This is a genomic window from Winogradskyella sp. (assembly GCF_016744625.1).
In the GTDB taxonomy this organism is placed as follows: domain Bacteria; phylum Bacteroidota; class Bacteroidia; order Flavobacteriales; family Flavobacteriaceae; genus Winogradskyella.
On record NZ_JADGDZ010000062.1, the window covers coordinates 1 to 19,808 of the forward strand.

Genomic DNA, 19,808 nt, shown 5'->3' on the forward strand with positions numbered 1-19,808 from the left:
ATTATAGAGTAGTAGCGTTTAAAGATATGTCAAATGAAGATGTGTTTTTAACGAAGTCTACAGCAGATACAAGTGAAACTATTGAAGTTGACGGTGTTGAATATCCATTAGTTAAGTTGGAAATTTCTAGAACATCACATCCATACTATACAGGTAAATCTAAATTAGTAGATACAGCTGGTCGTATTGATAAGTTTAAAAGCAAATACGCTAAGTTTAAGAAATAAGCATAGCTTACCGATAATCGAAAAAGCCTTTCTGTCAACAGAAAGGCTTTTTTGTTTTACACAATTAAGCTACTTTTGATGTTATATCTAAACTTAAAAAAGCTAATATTCAAAAATTAAGCATTCTCATGAACTATATATTATTTGATGGTCCATATCGTAATAACCTTTTACCTTTTACATTTACAAGACCTGTTGCAGATATTAGAGTTGGTATATTAACCATTCGTCAGAAATGGGAATCGTATCTAGAATATACGACAACCACTGTTACTGAAGATTATTTAGCGGATAAGTTTCCGATGGTAGAGATGGAAGAAAACATTATGATTAATGCCTCCTTCTTACCAAATCTAGAAGTTATTGAGTTTGTTAAGAATTTGAAGCACAATCAAGCCTTATTTAAAGATGAAGATGTTATTGCTTTTTTCGCGAAAGAGGGAGAGGAGGTTAAAGATTTTTCTACGTTTGAGGCTGTTGAATTTTTAGGCGATATTCTAATAATAAAGCACACTTGGGATATTTTTTCTAAAAATGGCGAAGCCATAGTTGAAGATTTTAATTTAATAACAAAGGATAGAATATCACAACCAATACCTGCAACAATCAATACTATAAATCCCGAAAATATTTTTATTGAAAAGGGAGCGACTTTAAATTTTGCAACACTTAATGCTAGTTCAGGACCAATTTATATTGGTAGAGATGCTGAAGTAATGGAAGGGTCAATAGTACGAGGTCCATTAGCTTTATGTAATAATGCTACACTAAAGATGGGAGCAAAAGTATATGGACCAACAACAGTAGGTCCATATAGTAAAATAGGAGGTGAGGTAAATAACTCTGTTATTTTTGGTTTTTCTAACAAAGGTCACGACGGCTTTTTAGGAAATTCAGTTTTAGGTGAATGGTGTAATCTTGGAGCTGATACAAATAATAGTAACTTAAAGAACAATTATGCTGAAGTAAGACTTTGGGATTACCAAACAGAAGGTTTTGCTAAAACGGGCTTACAATTTTGTGGACTAATGATAGGTGATCATAGTAAATGCGGAATCAATACTATGTTTAATACTGGTACAGTTATTGGAGTAAGTGCTAATGTCTTTGGAAGTGGTTTTCCTAGAAACTTTGTGCCAAGCTTTTCTTGGGGAGGAAGTAAAGGTTTTGTAACCTATAAAACGAATAAGGCGTTTGAAGTCGCTGAAGTTGTTATGGCTAGACGTAAAGAAGAATTTACTAAAAAAGATAAAGCTATTTTAGAGCATATTTTTGAAGAAACAAAACAATATAGAAGAGAATAAAGTCATGTTTAGAACCCAATTTACACTACTTTTTTTATTAGCCTTAACCTATGGATTTTCTCAAGACAAAAGTGTTGCTATAAAAAAACTCGAAATTAACACCAAACTAGATCATTTTGCGGCTCGCGTAGTAGGCGATAAAATCTATTTTAGTCATAACCTTACAACTAAAAGGGGTAGAGCAATTAAAGATAAATATGGTGGGTTTTACTATATAATGTACGAAGCTTTAATTAATGAAGATGGTGAAATTAAAAATGAAAAACCGATTGTAAAAACAGAATTAGGTCGTTTTAATATGTCGTCTTCTACATTTTCTAAAGATGGTAAATACATGTATTTTACAACAAATCATGAAGATAAAGGGGCTAATAAGTTAAAAGGTATAGAAACTTATAATCTTCAAATTAAACGTGCTGAATATGTTGAAGGAACAGGATGGACAAATTTTGAAGTTTTACCGTTTTGTGATCCTGATCACAATTTTGCACATCCTGCATTAAGTCCAGATGGATCCACACTTTATTTTATAGCTGATGTAAAAGGCACAAAAGGCAAATCAGATTTATATAAGGTTTCTGTTTCTAGCCATAAAACTTACGGAGAAGTTACTAAGCTAGATGATAATATTAATTCATCTCGAACAGAGATTTTCCCTTTTGTAAGTACAGATAATAAGTTGTATTTTACATCAGACAGAAGAGGTGGTAAAGGAGGATTAGATATTTATAGTTACGATTTAGAATCTTCGGTTGCTGATCAAAAACCTGTGTCATTAGATGCGCCAATAAATAGTCGAGGAGACGATTTTTCTTTTTTTATAAATGATGATTTAACTACTGGATATTTATCATCTAGACGATTAAAAGGTGAAGGTGGTGATGACCTCTATTATTTTTCTAAATTTTAGTTTTTTGCTATTTGTTTTTTTGAACGGTTTTGAGTTCTAGTAAATTCGTAGCATTTATACCAAGACCATTTACATTTTTTCTCGTAAAACGAACGACTTCATCATAAAATAAAGGTACAATTGGCGCAGAAGTCATTACTAAAGAATCCATTTTAGTATAAAGAGCTTCACGTTCGGTAATATTAGTCTCAAGATAGGCAGCTTCGTACATTGCATCAAAAGTATCACTTTTAAAATGTGTGTAATTCGGACCATTTGGTGAGAAATTCTTACTATAGTAAAGTGATAAATAGTTTTCAGCATCAGGATAATCAGCAATCCAACTTGCTCTAAAAAAGTCGAGTTGACTATTCGCTTTTGCATCTTTTAAACTTGAAGCAGGTATTACATCTATATTGACTTGCAAACCTATTTTTTGTATTTCACGTTGAATAAATTCACAGAAACTTAAATAGTTACTTGTTGTGGTTAAGGTCACCTCTGGGTTCTGATTACCAGTTTCAGATTTAAATTCAGAAACCAATTGTTTTGCGATCTCAGGTTGATAGGTAAAGCCAATAGAATTATCAAAACCAGGTAATCCTTTTGGTATAAAACCACCATTAGCTGGTATGCCAATTCCATTGCGCAAATACGTCATCATTTTGCTTCTGTCAAAACCAATATTTATAGCTCTTCTAAGTTTTAATGCTTGTAGTTCATCAACATCAGTTTCCATAAAAAACGCTAAATATTCTGTATTTAGATATGGACCACGAATCATATTGACATCATCGACGTAAAGTGATCGTAATTTTCCATCAGAAGTCAAGATTTCATCTTTATAAGAACTATCCAAACCAGATACGAAATCAATATTGCCTTGCGCAAATTGTAGAAACTCGCTTTGTTTATCTGGTAAAAAAGTTATAGCTATTGCTTCAAGATAAGGCAATGTATTACCTTCTTTATCTGATTCAAAATAGTTGTTATTTCTTCTGAAAACTAGTTTTATATTTTCTTCCCAACGTTTAAATTTAAAAGGTCCAGTTCCTATTGGATGAGATCTAAAATCACTACCATAATGTTCTACAATTTCTTTTGGAACCACTGAACAATACTTCATGGTCAATAACCCTAAAAATGCAGGAAAAGGTTGTTTTAGTTGAATTTGAAATGTGGTGTCATTTATAACTGAATAGCTTTCCACTTTATTTAAAACCCAACTTCCTGGTGAAGCTACAGACTTATCTTTTAGTCTGTTGAAGCTGTATTCAAAATCGGAAGCTTTTACAGTTCTTGTCGAGTCTTTTCCGAATAATTTATGCTTATGGAAAAACACATCATTTCTTAAGTTGAAAGTATATGTTGTTGCACTATCCGTAACAATCCAGTTTTTCGAGATACATGGTTTTACATTAAGTTTTTCGTCCATCTGAACTAAACCATTAAACAATTGATGTGTTGCCCAAATATCTGCTAAGTCTTTAGAAAATGCAGGATCTAAAGAGCCAATATTTTTGTGCTCGTTATATTTAAAAACGAGTTGGTCTTTATTAGAATTCTGTTTTGAAGAACAGGAAAATACCATCAAAACCAATAGGTAATATGATAATCTGTTTAATATGAATTCGATGGGTTTTAGCATATAACTATTATGTTGTAAATTTGCCAACTTGGTAAAAGTACAAGAATGAATCCAACAAAAAAAGTCGCATTTTATACCTTAGGTTGTAAACTGAATTTCTCAGAAACTTCTACCATTGCACGAAGTTTTAAGGATGAGGGTTTTAATCGTGTAGATTTTAAGGAGTCTGCAGATATCTACGTGATAAATACGTGTTCGGTTACTGAAAACGCAGACAAACGTTTTAAAACCATTGTAAAACAAGCTCAGAAGGTAAATCCGGATGCTTTTGTTGCTGCAATTGGTTGCTATGCGCAATTAAAACCCGAAGAGTTAGCTGATGTCAATGGTGTTGATTTAGTTTTAGGAGCAACTGAAAAATTCAAAATTACAGATTACCTAAACGATCTTACTAAAAACGATTTTGGAGAAGTGCATTCTTGCGAAATTGAAGATGCAGATTTTTATGTTGGTAGTTATTCAATTGGTGATAGAACTAGAGCTTTTTTAAAAGTTCAAGATGGTTGTGATTATAAATGTACGTATTGTACGATTCCGCTAGCCAGAGGCATTTCTCGAAGTGATACAATGCAAAATGTATTAAAAAATGCAAAAGAGATTTCTGAACAAGGCATTAAAGAGATTGTGTTAACAGGTGTTAATATTGGAGATTATGGTAAAGGAGAATTTGGAAATAAAAAACATGAGCACACGTTTTTAGATTTAGTAACTCAACTTGATAAAGTTGAAGGTATTGAGCGTTTAAGGATTTCTTCAATAGAGCCTAATTTATTAAAAAATGAAACGATTGATTTAGTTTCAAAATCTAGGGCTTTTGTACCTCATTTTCATGTGCCATTACAAAGTGGAAGTAATGTTATTCTTAAGAAAATGAAACGTCGTTACATGAAAGAATTATATGTTGATCGTGTTTCGAAAATAAAAGAAGTAATGCCTCATGCATGTATTGGAGTCGATGTCATTGTTGGTTTTCCAGGAGAAACTGATGAGTTGTTTCTTGAAACATATAATTTTTTAAATGAGCTAGATATTTCATACTTACACGTCTTTACCTATTCTGAACGAGATAATACAGAAGCTGCAGAAATGGATGGAGTAGTGTATAAGAATGTAAGAGCAAAGCGAAGTAAAATGTTAAGAGGTTTATCTGCTAAAAAGAGAAGAGCCTATTATGAGAACCAATTAGGTACTGAGCGTACTGTGTTGTTTGAAGGAGAAAACAAAGAAGGTTATATCCATGGTTTTACCGAAAATTATGTAAAGGTAAAAGCACCTTGGAATCCAGAACTAGTAAATACACTGCATAAAGTTCATTTGACAAATATTGACGATGATGGCTCTGTGAGATTTGATTTTATTGAAACCTTAGTATCATAAACTAAAAAACCGAAACTTATAAAGTTTCGGTTTTTTTAATTGTATTAATTTTCTAGAATTAAATACGAATGCCAACTGGTAACATACGTTTATATTTTCTATTACTTCTTACAAATTTCGCAATTTCAGGACTTGTTGGTACCACACTAATATTACGATCTTTAATATTAGCGAAAACCATTTCTAAAAATTCTTTTTCAAATTCAGAAGTTTTAATAGTCTCTGGAACAATCATTTTAGTTAAGAATATCTTACGTTCTTGTAAAGAATATTCAATAATTGCCATTTCATTTTCAACCTTTAATTCAAATTGACGCAGAAAATCATTGTCAATCAATTCAGCAGTTTCAGTCATAATTTCTTTAATTTAAAATTAGCGGTTGGCGTGTAGATACTATAATTTGTATAGTTTTGCTGTGCAAAGGTACGAAAAAAACGACTAAGCACCTAAGTTTTGGCTGTTAAAACCTTACGATTAAAGTGATTATGGCTTTGGTTTTTTAGTAATAGTACGTCGAGAATTATAGAAAATTAATCAAATAAATGGACTCAGATTTAATACATGTTTATTTAATGCCAGGAATGGCTGCTAACCCAACCATTTTTGAGCATTTTAAGTTACCAGAAACGAATTATAAAATACATTTGTTAGAATGGCAAATTCCTGTAAAGAATGAATCTTTTCAAGATTATGCAAAGCGAATGTGCGAATTTATAAAGCATGATAACATTGTGTTATTAGGAGTGTCTTTTGGTGGTATGTTGGTGCAAGAAATGAGCGAATACATAAGTGTAAAAAAGCTTTTTGTTGTATCTAGTGTAAAATCCCATCACGAATTGCCAAAAAGACTTAAGCTTCTCAAAGTAACTAAAGCGTATAAAATTTTGCCAACACAATTAATAGGTAATATAGATTTATTGGCAAAGTATGCTTTTGGGGAAACTATTAAAAAACGTGTAGATTTATATAAGAAGTATCTTTCTGTGAGTGATAAAAGGTATTTAGATTGGGCTATTAAGCAAGTGGTGTGTTGGGATCAAGAGGAACCACATCCAGATGCAATTTATATTCATGGAGATAAAGACATTGTTTTTCCGCATTCATGTGAAGGAGATTGTATCGTTATAAAAGGAGGAACTCACATCATGGTTATTAATAAGTACAAATGGTTTAATGAAAATTTACCAAAGCTTATAGAGTCTTGAATTTGAAAGAATTAAATAGAATATCCAGAATCATTTTGAAGTTTATTGGGTATTAGTTACATTGTGAAAAAAATATAATGCCATGCAAATCTTAAAAAATATTTTAGCCACCATAGGATTAGTCTGTATATCAGGTCTTTTTATCTTCTCAATGCAAAAAGCACCATCAGATGAAACCATTGGTAAAGAACAACCTATTGTCAATGATTACAATGTGTACGCTTTAGAAATGCCTGAAGGTATAAACTTTGCAGGAGAATTAGTTCCTGTTGAGAATCCAGATATCTACGAGCGTATGGATAGAGAACTTTTGGTAAACACATACTGGCAATCTAATGGTTTATTGATGTTTAAACGTGCACAGAAGTATTTTCCTATTATTGAGCCAATTTTAAAAGCTAATGGTGTACCGGATGATTTTAAATATTTAGCTGTTATTGAGAGCGGATTAACTAATGCTAAGTCGCCAGCTGGTGCTAGTGGTGTTTGGCAAATAATGAAAGCCACAGGAAGAGAAAATGGTTTAGAAGTCAACTCTAATGTAGATGAACGTTATAATCTTGAAAAAGCAACAGAAGTAGCATGTAAGTATCTAAAAAGAGCTAAGGAGAATTTAGGGTCTTGGACTTCTGCAGCAGCAGCTTATAATGCTGGTAATGCAGGTATTTCTAGACGTTTAAAAGCACAAGGTGTTTCTGGTTATTACGATTTGTTATTAGGAGAAGAAACAGGACGTTATGTGTTTAGAATTGTGGCATTAAAAGAAATTTTATCGCATCCTGATAGATATGGCTTTAATTTTAACCAAAGTCATTTATACAAGTCTGTGCCAACTTATAAAGTTGAAGTAGATACTGCAGTAACTAGCTTTTCTCAGTTTGCTAAACGTTTTGGTATCAATTATAAGATATTAAAATTGCATAACCCTTGGTTAAGGGAAAAACATTTAAATAATAAATCTAGAAAATCTTATATTATTGAAATTCCAAAAGAAGGTTTTTATAATTAGTATATACAATAACACAAAAAAAAGGCTTAAACAGAATTAATGTTTAAGCCTTTTTTTTTGTGCTGTTAAAATTATCTTCTACTTCTACGATTTTGTCTAGCTGATGTTGGCTGACCGTATTGTTGTTTTGGTATAGCCGCTTTCTTCATTTGTTGCTTCATCATTTTAATTTGATCTGCTAACATATCTCTTTTGTCTAACTTTTGTGCTTCAGCTAATAATTTCTGGGCTTCTGGCTTACGACGTTTAGAAAAGGCAATTCCAGCTAAATTCAATTTTGCCATAGCTAAATCATGATCCATAGATAAACCAAGGTCAATTGCTTTTTTAAAGTATTTCTCAGCATCATTCATATTGGTTTGAGACACCATAATACCATTAAGGTAATTTAAATAACCTTGTTGTTTCTTTACTAATGCTCCTTCTGGATTTTTAATTTTATCTAGCCATTTTTTAGCACCAGGAAAATCTTGCTTTCTAAGTTTTAAGAAAGCTAATAAAATCATCTCGTTTTTAAAGTACAAGAAGATAAATATGGTAGAAAGTAAGATGTACATTATACCATTACCTATTTCGCCTTCAGTGAATTGATACACTGCGTAGGCAATGATTAAGGCGAAAATGACTAATTTTATATTTTTATTGAACATGTTTATGATTATTTTTACAGTGCGCAAAGGTAATAAAAACAAAGAATTTAATCTCATTTTTGTTTTAAAACAAAGGATTAACGGACGGAACAAAAAGTTAGGTTAAATTCTATTTAAATAATTTTATTTACCTGCTTGCTAAAGTGAAAACTTGTTGTATATTTGCACGCAGTTTTGAGATAGCTCATAACTATTAAAAAGATTATTCAGATTTTAAATATATAGGACATGCCAAAAAGAACGTTTCAACCGTCGAAAAGAAAGAGAAAAAACAAGCACGGTTTTAGAGAGAGAATGGCTTCTGTTAACGGAAGAAAAGTTTTAGCACGTAGAAGAGCTAAAGGAAGAAAGAAATTGTCTGTATCATCTGAAGCTAGACATAAGAGATAATGATTAACAATTGTTAATATATAAAAGGCGTTACTTAGGTGTAACGCCTTTTTTTGTATCCTATAGATAACTATTTTTGCACATCTTAATATTTATTACTCATGCCAAAAAACAAAAACATTAAATCTATTTTACTTATTGGTTCTGGTCCTATTGTCATTGGTCAAGCCTGTGAATTTGATTATTCTGGAACTCAAGCTTTACGTTCGTTGAGAGAAGACGGAATTGAGACGATTCTTATCAATTCTAATCCGGCAACAATAATGACAGATCCTACAATGGCTGATCATGTGTATTTGTTACCATTGAATACAAAATCTATAATTAAGATTTTAAAAGAGCATCCACAAATTGATGCAGTTTTGCCAACTATGGGAGGACAAACAGCATTAAACCTTTGTATTGAAGCTGATGAAAAAGGGATTTGGAAAGATTTTGGTGTAGATATTATAGGTGTAGATATTGATGCTATAAATATTACTGAAGATAGAGAACAGTTTAGGGAGTTGATGTTAAAGATTGGTATCGGCATGGCACCACAAGCAACAGCGACATCTTATCTTAAAGGAAAAGAAATTGCACAAGAGTTTGGTTTTCCATTAGTAATTAGAGCTTCATATACCTTAGGTGGAGCTGGAGCGTCGTTTGTACACAAAGAAGAAGATTTTGATGAAATGCTTACTCGTGGTTTGGAAGTCTCTCCAATTCACGAAGTAATGATAGATAAAGCTTTAATTGGCTGGAAAGAATATGAGTTAGAATTGTTGAGAGATAAAAACGATAATGTCGTTATTATTTGTACAATAGAGAATATGGATCCAATGGGAATTCATACAGGTGATTCCATTACTTTGGCACCAGCTATGACTTTATCTGATAAGACATTCCAGAAGATGCGTGATATGGCTATCCATATGATGCGTAGCATTGGAGATTTTGCTGGTGGATGTAATGTACAGTTTGCGGTTAGTCCAGATGATGCTGAAGAAATTATTGCTATTGAGATTAATCCGCGTGTATCACGTTCTTCTGCATTAGCAAGTAAAGCAACAGGATATCCTATTGCTAAAATCGCTTCAAAACTAGCTATAGGATATACATTAGATGAATTAGATAATCAGATAACAAAATCTACGTCTGCATTATTCGAACCTACGTTAGACTACGTTGTTGTTAAAATTCCTCGTTGGAATTTCGATAAATTCGAAGGTTCAGATAGAACTTTAGGATTACAAATGAAATCAGTTGGTGAAGTGATGTCAATTGGTCGTTCGTTCCAAGAAGCTTTACATAAGGCAACACAGTCTTTAGAGATTAAACGAAATGGATTAGGTGCAGATGGAAAAGGATATAAAGATTATGATACTGTAATTGAGAAATTAACTTATGCTAGTTGGGATCGTGTGTTTGTGATTTATGATGCTATAGCAATGGGAATTCCGTTGAGTCGTATTCATGAAATCACTAAAATTGACATGTGGTTTTTAAAGCAATATGAAGAATTGTTTCAACTAGAAAGAGAGATTTCTACTTATAAAATTGACTCTATAGATCGCGAATTATTATTAGAAGCCAAACAAAAAGGCTATGGTGATAGACAAATAGCTCATATGCTAGGTTGTTTAGAAAGTGAAGTATATAATAAACGAAGTGAACTTAATATAAATAGAGTGTTTAAATTGGTAGATACTTGTGCTGCTGAGTTTAAAGCACAAACACCATATTATTATTCAACTTTTGAAAGTGAAGTAGAAACACCTGATGGACAGGTCTCTGTTCATAATGAAAGTGTTGTCACTGATAAAAAGAAAATTATCGTTTTAGGTTCTGGTCCAAATAGAATTGGACAAGGTATTGAGTTTGATTATTGCTGTGTGCATGGAGTTTTAGCAGCTGCAGAATGTGGTTATGAAACCATAATGATTAACTGTAATCCTGAAACTGTTTCAACTGATTTCGACATTGCAGATAAGCTTTATTTTGAACCTATATTCTGGGAACATATTTACGATATTATTCAGCATGAAAAACCTGAAGGAGTCATTGTTCAGTTAGGAGGACAAACCGCATTGAAGCTAGCAGAAAAGTTAGAGCGTTATGGTATAAAGATTATGGGAACTAGTTTCCAGTCCTTGGATTTAGCAGAAGATAGAGGGAGTTTTTCAAATATATTGAAAGAGAATAATATACCTTATCCAGAATTTGACGTAGCCGAAACTGCTGATGAAGCTTTGGCAATTGCAGACGTTTTAGACTTTCCTATTTTAGTAAGACCGTCTTATGTGCTTGGAGGTCAAGGCATGAAGATCGTTATCAATAAAGATGAATTAGAAGCTCATGTTATTGATTTATTAAAATCTATTCCTGGCAATAAATTATTATTAGATCACTATTTAGATGGTGCTATCGAAGCTGAAGCTGATGCAATATGTGATGCTGAAGGCAATATTCATATTATAGGCATTATGGAACACATAGAACCTTGTGGTATTCACTCAGGCGATAGTAATGCGACCTTGCCACCTTTTAATCTTGGTGAGTTTGTGATGCAACAAATTATTGGTCATACACATACTATTGCAAGAGCTTTAAATACAGTTGGTTTAATAAATATTCAGTTTGCCATTAAGGATGATATTGTATATATCATTGAAGCTAACCCTAGAGCCTCACGTACAGTGCCTTTTATAGCAAAAGCTTATAAAGAACCTTATGTAAATTATGCAACTAAGGTGATGTTAGGTGAGAAAAAAGTAACGGACTTTGATTTTAATCCTCAATTAGAAGGTTATGCTATAAAACAACCTGTTTTCTCTTTTAATAAATTTCCTAATGTGAATAAACAATTAGGGCCAGAGATGAAGAGTACTGGTGAAAGCATTTTATTTATTGATAGTCTAAAGGATGATGAATTTTATGATTTATATTCTAGACGAAAAATGTATTTAAGTAAGTAATTACATACTTTTCGATGAAATGTCAATCCCTTTAAGCAATAATTACTAACTTCGTAAAAAATGTTGCAGCATGAAGAAATTTTTACTTTTATTTTCTGTATTATTAATTGGATTTAATTCTTTCTCTCAGACAGAGACTATAGTAATTCCGTGGGATTTTTTCTCGGTACCTGCTGATGATGATAATTTTGACAATGGGCCACAATTTGATACTGATATTACAATTGAAGTTGGTGATACTGTAACTTGGGATTTTATAACAGGAGGACACAATGTTAAAAGTGAAGCTGGTTCAACAGAAATTTTTGGGACACCAGGTGAACAGTTTGACACTTTTAGTTTTGGATATCAATATTCGTATACGTTTGTAGAAGAAGGTGTTAATAATTTTATTTGCGCACCTCACTCTACCTTTATGTACGGTAGCGTAACAGTTGTGCGAGAAGGGACATTAAGTACTGAAGATTTTAAAAATCAAAATACAGAATTTATAATTTCACCCAATCCTGCAAAAAATAAGCTTAATATAAAATTACCGAATGCAAATGATGATATGAAGTTAGAAGTATTTGATCTATTAGGAAAACGAGTTTATAATGGATTAGTAACTCAATTAGAATCTTCATTAAATGTTTCTAATTGGAAAAGCGGTGTTTATTTAGTTAGAGTATCTAATGATAAAATTACACAGACTAAGCGATTTATTAAACAGTAGCTTAGGTCTTTGAAAATTATATTTAATGAGCCGTTTCAGAAATGAAATGGCTTTTTTATTTAAAGTCTATTTTTACTCAGTAATCCTTTAATTGTTCCTTAACTATAACTGGATTTAAGAAATTAATCTTTTTAACATAAGTCATTATGCAATAGCTTCCTGAATGTTTAGAAGCACTGGTAATTGCATTTAGAGATTTAGATGTAAGTTTGAAGGTTTAAATAGATTAAACTTACCACTACAGCTATTCCGAAACTTATAAGCGTACCAATAAGTATGTATTCAGTAAGTTTTCGCTCCTTGGTTGAAGCTAAATCACCAAATCTAAAAACCGACTTTGCGGTAATTAAAAAACCAACAGCTTCCCAATGACCAACTGCAATAAAGATAAATACTAAAAGACGTTCTAAAATACCGATGTATTTTCCAGCGTCTTTAAGAGATTCATTGTCTTTAGTTAGTTTAGAGATGTTCCATTTTGTGAAAATGGTTTTCATTATTATCGAAGTAGGCATAGTTAAAAACAATAAGCAAATAGTTAATAAAAGGTGGTTTGCACTTAATGTTAAGGTAAATTCATAATCATTTTGACCTAGTAGTGTTACTAGTACAATTATTGTGATAAAATGTAATAGTTGATCTATGAAGAAGAAGAGTCGTTTCGTTTTTTTCCTTTGTAGGATTAGTTTTAAAGCATCAATAATAAGATGCGAAAAAGTTATGCTTAAAATTAGCGTAGTATAAGATAAATCCCATACAATAAGAAACATTAAGACCACGTGGATAGCTACATGAATATATAACCAAATTGATTTTAGTTTCTTTTTTTCTTTATCCTTAACCCATTTTTGAGGTTGTAAGAAGAAGTCTCCAATAAGGTGAGCTAAAAGGAGTTTTAAGATTAGTAGTATCATAGTTTAGCTATTTTATGTCTATACAAAAGGTCTAATTCTAAAATTTCATCTAAATATGCTCGTTTTTGGCGTTTGCTCACAGCATCTTGACTGATGCCTATTAGTTTTGCTAATTCAGATTGAATCATATTTGGATTTTCTAAACTCAATTTTACAATTTCAGCAGAATTTACTGTCCAATTGTCCATAGCAATTAAAGCGAGTTTAAAGTAAAGATTGAGTTCTTTATCTAGTTCAAAATGTTTAGTCTTGATTTTTAAATTTTTCTTTTCTTTTTTTAAAGTTTCAAAAGTTTCACCCGAAAATATAAAAGCTTCTCCATTTGATTCGCTTACAGTTTCACCTGTATGCGACTTTTCGCCTATGCCTATTGACATTCTAACATCTAAACCTTTAATGGATTTTATGCACGCTTTTATATACACGGCTGCCTTAAAACTAGCATAGTATTCTCTGTATTCAAATTGAAAACTATCTCCACGATAGATTTCGTAATAAGATTTGTCTGAAGACAGCATACTCAAAGCATACTTAAGCTCTTTTAACCATAAATCTTGATCACTTACAGATCTAGATTTTATAATATCACCAGTAATAACACTTGTCATAATAAGTCGTATCTAAATCAAATGTATGCCTTTATAATGGAATAAACTAATATATTCCTTAATTAGGGAATAATTTAATTTATGCCTTAATTGAGGAATATTCTAAATATCGTCTTCAGAAGCACGTTTTATAATACTTTCAGGAAGTGCTTTCTTAGCTTTAGCACCCATTTTTTTGATTTTCTCAACACGAGAAATAAGGTTGCCTTTCCCTTCGACCAATTTATTCATTGCAGAAGAATAATCACTTTTGGCGGCATCAATCTTTTTACCAACACCAGTTAAGTCTGTTACTAAACCTTCAAATTTATCATATAAAGCACCAGCTTGCTTAGCAATTTCAATAGCATTTTGTTGTTGCTTTTCGTTATTCCACATGGTGTCAATAGTACGAAGCGTAGCAAGTAGAGTAGAGGGTGTGACAATTACTATATTTTGTTCAAATGCTTTATTGTATAGTGAATTGTCTTCATTTATAGCCACAGCAAAAGCTGGTTCAATAGGAATAAACATCAATACAAAATCTGGCGACTCTATGTCGTATAAATCTTGGTAGTTTTTTGCTGAGAGATCATCGACATGCTTTTTAATAGAATTAACATGCGCCTTTAAAAATAGAGCTCTATCCTCATCCTCCGCATTGACCAAACGCTCATATGCAGTTAAAGAGACTTTGGAGTCAATAATCATCTTTTTAGAATCAGGTAAATGCAATACTACATCTGGCATAGCACGAGAACCATCTTCGCGCTGAAAGTTCTGCTGCACAAAATACTCTCTGTCCTTTTCTAATCCAGATTTCTCTAAAACACGTTCTAAGACTAATTCTCCCCAATTCCCTTGAGTTTTACTATCACCTTTAAGTGCTTTTGTAAGATTAGTGGCTTCTTTTGCCATTTGTTGGTTGAGGTCTTTTAAACCTAACAACTGCTCTTTTAAAGCGGAATGCATACTTATACTTTCCTTTTGTGTGTCTTCAACTTTCTTCTCAAAGGTTTTTATTTTTTCTTCAAGTGGATTTAAGATGTTTTTAATGTTTTCTTTATTCTGAAGCGTGAATTTTTCTGATTTTTCTTCTAAAATTTTTGAAGCTAATAGTTCAAAATCTTTTCGCAATTGCTCTTGTTGTTTGGCTAACTCTTCATCGCGTTTTAGATTTTGTTGCTGTAGGTTTTCGTATTCCGTATTTTTTCTTGAAAGCTCAGTATTTAAAAAATCTTTTTCTCTTCTAATATCTTCACGTTCAGTTTCAATTTTATCAACGGTATGTTTGAGGTTACCAATGGTATTATTGAGTTGAAGCTGACGTTCTTCGAGCGTGCTCTTATCACCTTTGCTTTTCAATTGGGAAAATTTTAAGCCAATAAAACCGCCAATACCTGCAGAAATGATAATAGCTACTAATAGAATAAGTGTATCGTTCATGTTTGAAAAGAGAAATTTATCAAAGATAAATATAGTTAAGGAAACTCTTTATAAACTTACTTACTAGATTTTAAAGTTTTTATATCGCTAATTATACGCTTGATGTCCTCGTCATTTGTACCATCATAGATACCACGTATTTGCTTTTCTTTATCAATTAAGATAAAGTTAGGTGTATGAATAAAGTCTTGTAATCCACCATCACCTCGTTCTACAACGGCAAAATAGCTTTTGCGTGCAAGATTATATATGTGCTTTTTGTCTCCTGTAGTTACATTCCATTTAGAATCAATAACTCCTTTATTATTTGCATATGCTCTTAATACAGAAACACTATCAATTTCTGGAGTCACAGATAATGACAAAAACATAATATCAGCATCATTTAAAAATTCCTTTTGAATTTTAGCAATATTGTCTGTCATTACCGGACAAATAGTACCACAGCTAGTGAAAAAAAAATCAGTCACATAGATTTTATCTTTATATGTTTCTTGGGTTATAGTATCTCCATTTTGATTTATGAGGCTAAAATCTGAAACCGTATGATACTCAGTTTTGTCTTGTAAACTTTTATCTACCAATTCTGGATTAAAATGGGATGGATTATATATAGGTAATGGCATGTCATGTTTTTGGTTACATGAGGTAATTAAGATTAAAGAGAAGATGAATATTAAAGGTTTTATTTGCATTGTTTAAACGGGTTGTTTAGTAATAAATGCTCTAGCTTCCTCTATTTCTGGACGACTACTATTAGAGTTTTTAGTAAGCTTAATAAGTTGCTTGAAATATGAAGTCGCTTTTTCTTTGTTTCCAGATTGTTTAGCAGCGATAGCAGCACCATAAACACCATTAAATCTATTTGGACTCCCTTTTAAATTTTCTTCGTAGGCTATTAATGCCTCTTTTGGCTTATTCAACTCTAAAAGCATATCACCTAATAATTCTATGGCAGGCAATACATCACCAGGCGTAACAGGATGTTTACTAGTTTTTCGTTCTATTGCCACTGCTTCTTGCATTAATTCAAGACCCTTTACCGAATTATTTTTTCTGAAATTCAACCATGCTTGAGAGGTCTTAATTTGAATTTCTACTTGTTTTACCTGAATAGCTTTTGTTTTATCGTTTTGATTAACAAGATTTTGATGTAATTCTTTTAAAACTTCAATTTTTTCTTCGACGGTATTAAAGTCTTTTCTGTTTGCTGCTCCCATAGCAACTGCAAAGTGGTGTATGGCTTCTTGCCAAGGAAAAATATCCCAATCTAATTCTACATCTTGTAATTCTAAATTTGCTGCACGTTCCCAATTTTTGTTTTCAAGAGCAAGTCTTGACGGTATGGCTGTTAAGGGATATGTAATAGCCGTTAACATCTTAGGGTGAAATTTTGTTCGTTCTTTAATTAAATTATATTGCTCTTCAGCATTTTTGTTATCTCCTTTCTGAAGATAGGCATATACTAAATAATCTATGCCATGTATTTCTTCAAAATAAGAACCAGACAATGCTGCCGCTTCTGCATAACATCTAGCACTTTCTGTAGATTGTACATTTGATTCTATTGACTCATCCCATATTCCTAATCTTGTAAAAATATGCGAAGGCATATGTTGTGCATGTGCTGAGGAAGGTGCAATATTAGCATATCGTCTTGCTGTTTTTAAACCCTTTTGAGCTAAAATAGGGTTGTCATAGTTGTGAATAATATAGTGAGCTATACCAGGATGATTAGGGTTTTCTTGGAATAAATCTTCAAGAATTTTACCAGCTTTTCTTTCATTTACATACTCTTTTCCAACACGATCTCTAGTAGAAAACAGAGCTAATGAATAGAAAATGGCAGCCTCAATATCTTCAGGATATTTTAAATGTATGGCTTCCATCTTATTTTCAAAACTTTTGGCTCTTGTTTTATGGTCTATGTTTTCCCAATCTGTATAAAAAGAGTCAATAGCATTTATATAACCTCTTTGTTTATCATCCATTGAAAGCTCTTTAGCTATTTTTAATACTTTAGAACCTTTTATTAAATCTTCTTCGGATGGTGGAAACCAAGCCGCATGATATATACTCATCGCAACTCCCCAATATGCCATCGGACAATTTGGATCGGTATCAATGACTTTAACAAATGTTTTTTCTGATTCAGTGTATTGAAAAGAATGTAACAATGCTACTGCCAAATCGAAGGTTTCTCTGGTTTCGTAATTACATGATAAAGAAAATTTTAGTTCACCAAACTGCCCACTTCCACACAATAAAAGATCACCTCGTTGTAAATCAATAGAAGCTAATGCTGGATTTGGTTTGGGTGTTTTTTCTTTACAACCGAAAATAAATACTAACAGTAATACATAAATTAATTTGGAAAATATCTTAGGTAACTTCATATTGAATGATGTGTTTTAAGCGATTATTAGATCTCAGTAGTTTTGGAAGGGTAATAAAATTTTCTACTTTGTAATTAGTATAGTCTTTTAGAAGAAGTAAACAAAAAGAGGTGAATAATTGTGAAATAATTTTCAAAGACATCAAGCTAAATATAGTAATTAAATCTTTGTGTGTTGAAAATCAGTAAAATGAATTGAAGTAAAACAGAGAGATGTTTTTATTTTGTGACTCTAAAACTTCCTGATTTATCATCAAAAACAATGAGGTCTTTTGGGAAAAGCGATTTAAAAACACCTTTTGAAATTAAACTACATGGTTGATCACAAATTATCTTATCTGGTGACATTACAATCATAGTATCACACAACTGAATGGCTAAATCAATTTCGTGAGATGAAAACAAAATTGTTTTACCAGTTTCTTTTGTTAATTTCTGAAGCAGTTTTAAGATGTATGCTTTATGATACATATCGAGATGTGTAGTAGGTTCATCTAAAACAATGACATCTGTATCTTGAGCCAAAGCACGAGCAATCATAACTTTTTGTAACTGGCCATCACTAAGTTCGTAACATTTTTTGTCTTTAAATTCTGAAACGTTGACTAATGCTAAGGATTTATTTACGATTACTATATCTTCTTCAGTGAGATTCCCTATCCAATTAGTGTATGGATGTCTTCCTAAAGCTACGAGTTCAAATACCGAGAGATTTTTAGAAGTTAAAGGCTCTGTTAAGACAATACTGAGTAGTTTAGCTAGTTCTTGATTTGAAGTTGTTTTTAGATCTGTATTATTGAGAGAAATTGAACCAGATAATACAGGTTGAACTTTAATTAATGTTCTTAAAAGTGTTGATTTACCTATTCCATTAGCACCAACCAAACCAATTAATTGACCCTTTTTCAACTCAAAATTGATATTTGAAGCAATTACAGTTTCTGCTTTCTTGGTTTTGTAACCTATTGAAAGATGTTCTGTTTTAAGGATGGTATGTGATGTTTCCTTCTTCATTTAAAACATCATTTTACGTTGTCTAACTAATAACCAAATTACAACAGGTGCACCAACTAAAGCAGTTATAGCATTTATAGGTAACATATAATCACTTGTTGGTAATTGTGCAATACTATCGCAAATAAGCATTACAATAGCACCAATTAAAAATACAGCTGGTAATAATACTTTATGATTAGAAGTTTTAAAAATCTGACGTGTTAAATGCGGAATCGCTAAACCAATAAACGCAATAGGACCAGCAAAAGCAGTTACAGTTCCAGCAATTAAACTTGTGGCTAAAATAATAATGAGACGACTTTGTTTCAAATTTAAACCTAAGCTTTTAGCGTAATTATCACCAAGCAATAGGCTGTTTAGCCCTTTAATAGAAGAGATGCTAAGTATAATTCCGAATGCGTAAATTCCGAAGAAAATTAATAGCTCATTCCAAGAGAGATTGCTAAGGCTTCCAAATCCCCAAAAAATGTATTGTTGCAACTGTTCTGCAGAACTAAAGTAGGAAAGCACACTTACTACAGCGGCAGTAATACTACCAAACATTAAACCAATGATAAGAATAGCCATAGTATCTCGTACTTTACTAGAAACCGCTAAAACAGCTAATAAAACCAAGAAACTGCCTAAACTTGCCGCAATAACAATGCTCCATTTAGAAATTAGAGCTGTAGTAAATAATCCACCAAAAAGTCCTGAACCCAAAATGACTAAAGCAACTCCTAAACTTGCACCAGAGCTAATGCCTAATACAAAAGGACCAGCTAATGGATTTCTGAATAAGGTTTGCATTAATAAACCCGAAATTCCTAAACCTGAACCCACTAAAATAGCAGTAATTGCTTTGGGTAATCTATAATCTATTATAATAATGTCGTAGCGTATTGAACTTTCAACAGTTCCGAAAAAACTATTAAAAATACTTTTTAGAGGAACGCTAACTGAACCTAAACTAATATTAGCAAGAAAGCATATCAGTAAGGTTACTATTAGTAATAGGAATTGAGATCGATATGTCTTTGGGTTATTCAATTAATTAAGATGTTTAAAAAAATAGGGTGTGTAGCCTTCCAATAATTC

At 32.0% G+C, this 19,808-nt stretch carries 19 protein-coding genes; 9 read left to right on the plus strand and 10 right to left on the minus strand.

Translation table 11 applies throughout. From position 1 onward, the window contains the following. The 3 genes from QZZ53_RS12255 to QZZ53_RS12265 all read left to right on the plus strand — a co-directional run. Positions 1 to 227 (plus strand): type B 50S ribosomal protein L31 (locus tag QZZ53_RS12255; protein ID WP_296385064.1); only part of this gene is annotated, 227 nt, incomplete at its 5' end. A 128-nt stretch (positions 228 to 355) separates the two neighbouring features. After that, complete coding sequence (locus QZZ53_RS12260; RefSeq protein WP_296385069.1) at positions 356 to 1,531, plus strand: GlmU family protein; 1,176 nt, start codon at positions 356 to 358, stop codon at positions 1,529 to 1,531. Next, positions 1,500 to 2,441 carry a hypothetical protein gene (locus tag QZZ53_RS12265; protein WP_296385071.1) on the plus strand — a complete coding sequence of 314 codons (942 nt, stop codon included), beginning with the start codon at positions 1,500 to 1,502 and terminating at the stop codon, positions 2,439 to 2,441. The genes QZZ53_RS12260 and QZZ53_RS12265 overlap by 32 nt, the downstream gene beginning before the upstream one ends. Before the next feature lie 7 nt (positions 2,442 to 2,448). Here the strand turns inward: QZZ53_RS12265 and QZZ53_RS12270 are convergent, their stop codons facing one another. Continuing rightward, complete coding sequence (locus QZZ53_RS12270; protein ID WP_296385073.1) at positions 2,449 to 4,068, minus strand: ABC transporter substrate-binding protein; 1,620 nt, start codon at positions 4,066 to 4,068, stop codon at positions 2,449 to 2,451. 45 nt (positions 4,069 to 4,113) lie between these two features. Here QZZ53_RS12270 and mtaB point away from each other — a divergent pair, with 45 nt between their 5' ends. Further along, positions 4,114 to 5,445, plus strand: a complete 1,332-nt coding sequence (gene mtaB / locus QZZ53_RS12275; RefSeq protein WP_296385075.1) for a tRNA (N(6)-L-threonylcarbamoyladenosine(37)-C(2))-methylthiotransferase MtaB — start codon at positions 4,114 to 4,116, stop codon at positions 5,443 to 5,445. Between the two features lie 58 nt (positions 5,446 to 5,503). Here the strand turns inward: mtaB and QZZ53_RS12280 are convergent, their stop codons facing one another. Then, positions 5,504 to 5,800: an N-acetyltransferase gene (locus tag QZZ53_RS12280; RefSeq protein ID WP_296385077.1), complete on the minus strand. Its 297-nt coding sequence runs from the start codon at positions 5,798 to 5,800 to the stop codon at positions 5,504 to 5,506. Positions 5,801 to 5,988: 188 nt separating this feature from the next. Here QZZ53_RS12280 and QZZ53_RS12285 point away from each other — a divergent pair, with 188 nt between their 5' ends. Both QZZ53_RS12285 and QZZ53_RS12290 read left to right on the plus strand, forming a co-directional pair. Further along, positions 5,989 to 6,651: an alpha/beta hydrolase gene (locus QZZ53_RS12285; protein ID WP_296385080.1), complete on the plus strand. Its 663-nt coding sequence runs from the start codon at positions 5,989 to 5,991 to the stop codon at positions 6,649 to 6,651. 82 nt (positions 6,652 to 6,733) lie between these two features. Continuing rightward, complete coding sequence (locus QZZ53_RS12290; protein ID WP_296385082.1) at positions 6,734 to 7,660, plus strand: lytic transglycosylase domain-containing protein; 927 nt, start codon at positions 6,734 to 6,736, stop codon at positions 7,658 to 7,660. 71 nt (positions 7,661 to 7,731) lie between these two features. Here the strand turns inward: QZZ53_RS12290 and QZZ53_RS12295 are convergent, their stop codons facing one another. Next, positions 7,732 to 8,310, minus strand: a complete 579-nt coding sequence (locus tag QZZ53_RS12295) for a DUF2892 domain-containing protein (RefSeq protein WP_296385084.1) — start codon at positions 8,308 to 8,310, stop codon at positions 7,732 to 7,734. A 228-nt stretch (positions 8,311 to 8,538) separates the two neighbouring features. On the opposite strand from QZZ53_RS12295, the gene rpmH reads away from it, so the two are divergent. The 3 genes from rpmH (at position 8,539) to QZZ53_RS12310 (ending at position 12,372) form a co-directional block, all read left to right on the plus strand. Beyond that, complete coding sequence (rpmH, locus tag QZZ53_RS12300) at positions 8,539 to 8,700, plus strand: 50S ribosomal protein L34 (RefSeq protein WP_186846246.1); 162 nt, start codon at positions 8,539 to 8,541, stop codon at positions 8,698 to 8,700. 101 nt (positions 8,701 to 8,801) lie between these two features. Beyond that, positions 8,802 to 11,657: a carbamoyl-phosphate synthase large subunit gene (gene carB / locus QZZ53_RS12305; protein WP_296385085.1), complete on the plus strand. Its 2,856-nt coding sequence runs from the start codon at positions 8,802 to 8,804 to the stop codon at positions 11,655 to 11,657. 70 nt (positions 11,658 to 11,727) lie between these two features. Next, positions 11,728 to 12,372, plus strand: a complete 645-nt coding sequence (locus QZZ53_RS12310) for a T9SS type A sorting domain-containing protein (protein ID WP_296385087.1) — start codon at positions 11,728 to 11,730, stop codon at positions 12,370 to 12,372. Between the two features lie 197 nt (positions 12,373 to 12,569). On the opposite strand, the gene QZZ53_RS12315 is transcribed toward QZZ53_RS12310, so the two are convergent. The 7 genes from QZZ53_RS12315 to QZZ53_RS12345 form a co-directional block, all read right to left on the minus strand. Further along, positions 12,570 to 13,286 carry a DUF3307 domain-containing protein gene (locus tag QZZ53_RS12315; RefSeq protein WP_296385090.1) on the minus strand — a complete coding sequence of 239 codons (717 nt, stop codon included), beginning with the start codon at positions 13,284 to 13,286 and terminating at the stop codon, positions 12,570 to 12,572. Then, positions 13,283 to 13,894 carry a transcriptional regulator gene (locus tag QZZ53_RS12320; RefSeq protein WP_296385092.1) on the minus strand — a complete coding sequence of 204 codons (612 nt, stop codon included), beginning with the start codon at positions 13,892 to 13,894 and terminating at the stop codon, positions 13,283 to 13,285. Before QZZ53_RS12320 ends, QZZ53_RS12315 begins: the two co-directional genes overlap by 4 nt. A 102-nt stretch (positions 13,895 to 13,996) precedes the next feature. Next, entirely contained in the window at positions 13,997 to 15,319 is a 1,323-nt protein-coding gene (gene rmuC, locus QZZ53_RS12325; RefSeq protein ID WP_296385095.1) for a DNA recombination protein RmuC, read from the minus strand. 56 nt (positions 15,320 to 15,375) lie between these two features. Further along, positions 15,376 to 15,945: an SCO family protein gene (locus tag QZZ53_RS12330; protein WP_296385097.1), complete on the minus strand. Its 570-nt coding sequence runs from the start codon at positions 15,943 to 15,945 to the stop codon at positions 15,376 to 15,378. A 72-nt stretch (positions 15,946 to 16,017) separates the two neighbouring features. Next, positions 16,018 to 17,715, minus strand: coding sequence for a hypothetical protein (locus QZZ53_RS12335; protein ID WP_296385099.1), 1,698 nt, complete (start codon positions 17,713 to 17,715; stop codon positions 16,018 to 16,020). Between the two features lie 218 nt (positions 17,716 to 17,933). Next, positions 17,934 to 18,728 carry an ABC transporter ATP-binding protein gene (locus QZZ53_RS12340; protein WP_296385101.1) on the minus strand — a complete coding sequence of 265 codons (795 nt, stop codon included), beginning with the start codon at positions 18,726 to 18,728 and terminating at the stop codon, positions 17,934 to 17,936. Beyond that, positions 18,729 to 19,760 carry an iron ABC transporter permease gene (locus tag QZZ53_RS12345; RefSeq protein WP_296385103.1) on the minus strand — a complete coding sequence of 344 codons (1,032 nt, stop codon included), beginning with the start codon at positions 19,758 to 19,760 and terminating at the stop codon, positions 18,729 to 18,731. Positions 19,761 to 19,808: the final 48 nt, after the last annotated feature.

Coding starts and splice junctions, on each gene's coding strand:
- carB (WP_296385085.1), top strand. CDS start 8,802: ATGCCAAAAAACAAAAACATTAAATCTATTTTACTTATTGGTTCTGGT.
- QZZ53_RS12285 (WP_296385080.1), top strand. CDS start 5,989: ATGGACTCAGATTTAATACATGTTTATTTAATGCCAGGAATGGCTGCT.
- mtaB (WP_296385075.1), top strand. CDS start 4,114: ATGAATCCAACAAAAAAAGTCGCATTTTATACCTTAGGTTGTAAACTG.
- rmuC (WP_296385095.1), bottom strand. CDS start 15,319: ATGAACGATACACTTATTCTATTAGTAGCTATTATCATTTCTGCAGGT.
- QZZ53_RS12270 (WP_296385073.1), bottom strand. CDS start 4,068: ATGCTAAAACCCATCGAATTCATATTAAACAGATTATCATATTACCTA.
- rpmH (WP_186846246.1), top strand. CDS start 8,539: ATGCCAAAAAGAACGTTTCAACCGTCGAAAAGAAAGAGAAAAAACAAG.
- QZZ53_RS12260 (WP_296385069.1), top strand. CDS start 356: ATGAACTATATATTATTTGATGGTCCATATCGTAATAACCTTTTACCT.
- QZZ53_RS12290 (WP_296385082.1), top strand. CDS start 6,734: ATGCAAATCTTAAAAAATATTTTAGCCACCATAGGATTAGTCTGTATA.
- QZZ53_RS12310 (WP_296385087.1), top strand. CDS start 11,728: ATGAAGAAATTTTTACTTTTATTTTCTGTATTATTAATTGGATTTAAT.
- QZZ53_RS12280 (WP_296385077.1), bottom strand. CDS start 5,800: ATGACTGAAACTGCTGAATTGATTGACAATGATTTTCTGCGTCAATTT.
- QZZ53_RS12330 (WP_296385097.1), bottom strand. CDS start 15,945: ATGCCATTACCTATATATAATCCATCCCATTTTAATCCAGAATTGGTA.
- QZZ53_RS12315 (WP_296385090.1), bottom strand. CDS start 13,286: ATGATACTACTAATCTTAAAACTCCTTTTAGCTCACCTTATTGGAGAC.
- QZZ53_RS12335 (WP_296385099.1), bottom strand. CDS start 17,715: ATGAAGTTACCTAAGATATTTTCCAAATTAATTTATGTATTACTGTTA.
- QZZ53_RS12320 (WP_296385092.1), bottom strand. CDS start 13,894: ATGACAAGTGTTATTACTGGTGATATTATAAAATCTAGATCTGTAAGT.
- QZZ53_RS12340 (WP_296385101.1), bottom strand. CDS start 18,728: ATGAAGAAGGAAACATCACATACCATCCTTAAAACAGAACATCTTTCA.
- QZZ53_RS12295 (WP_296385084.1), bottom strand. CDS start 8,310: ATGTTCAATAAAAATATAAAATTAGTCATTTTCGCCTTAATCATTGCC.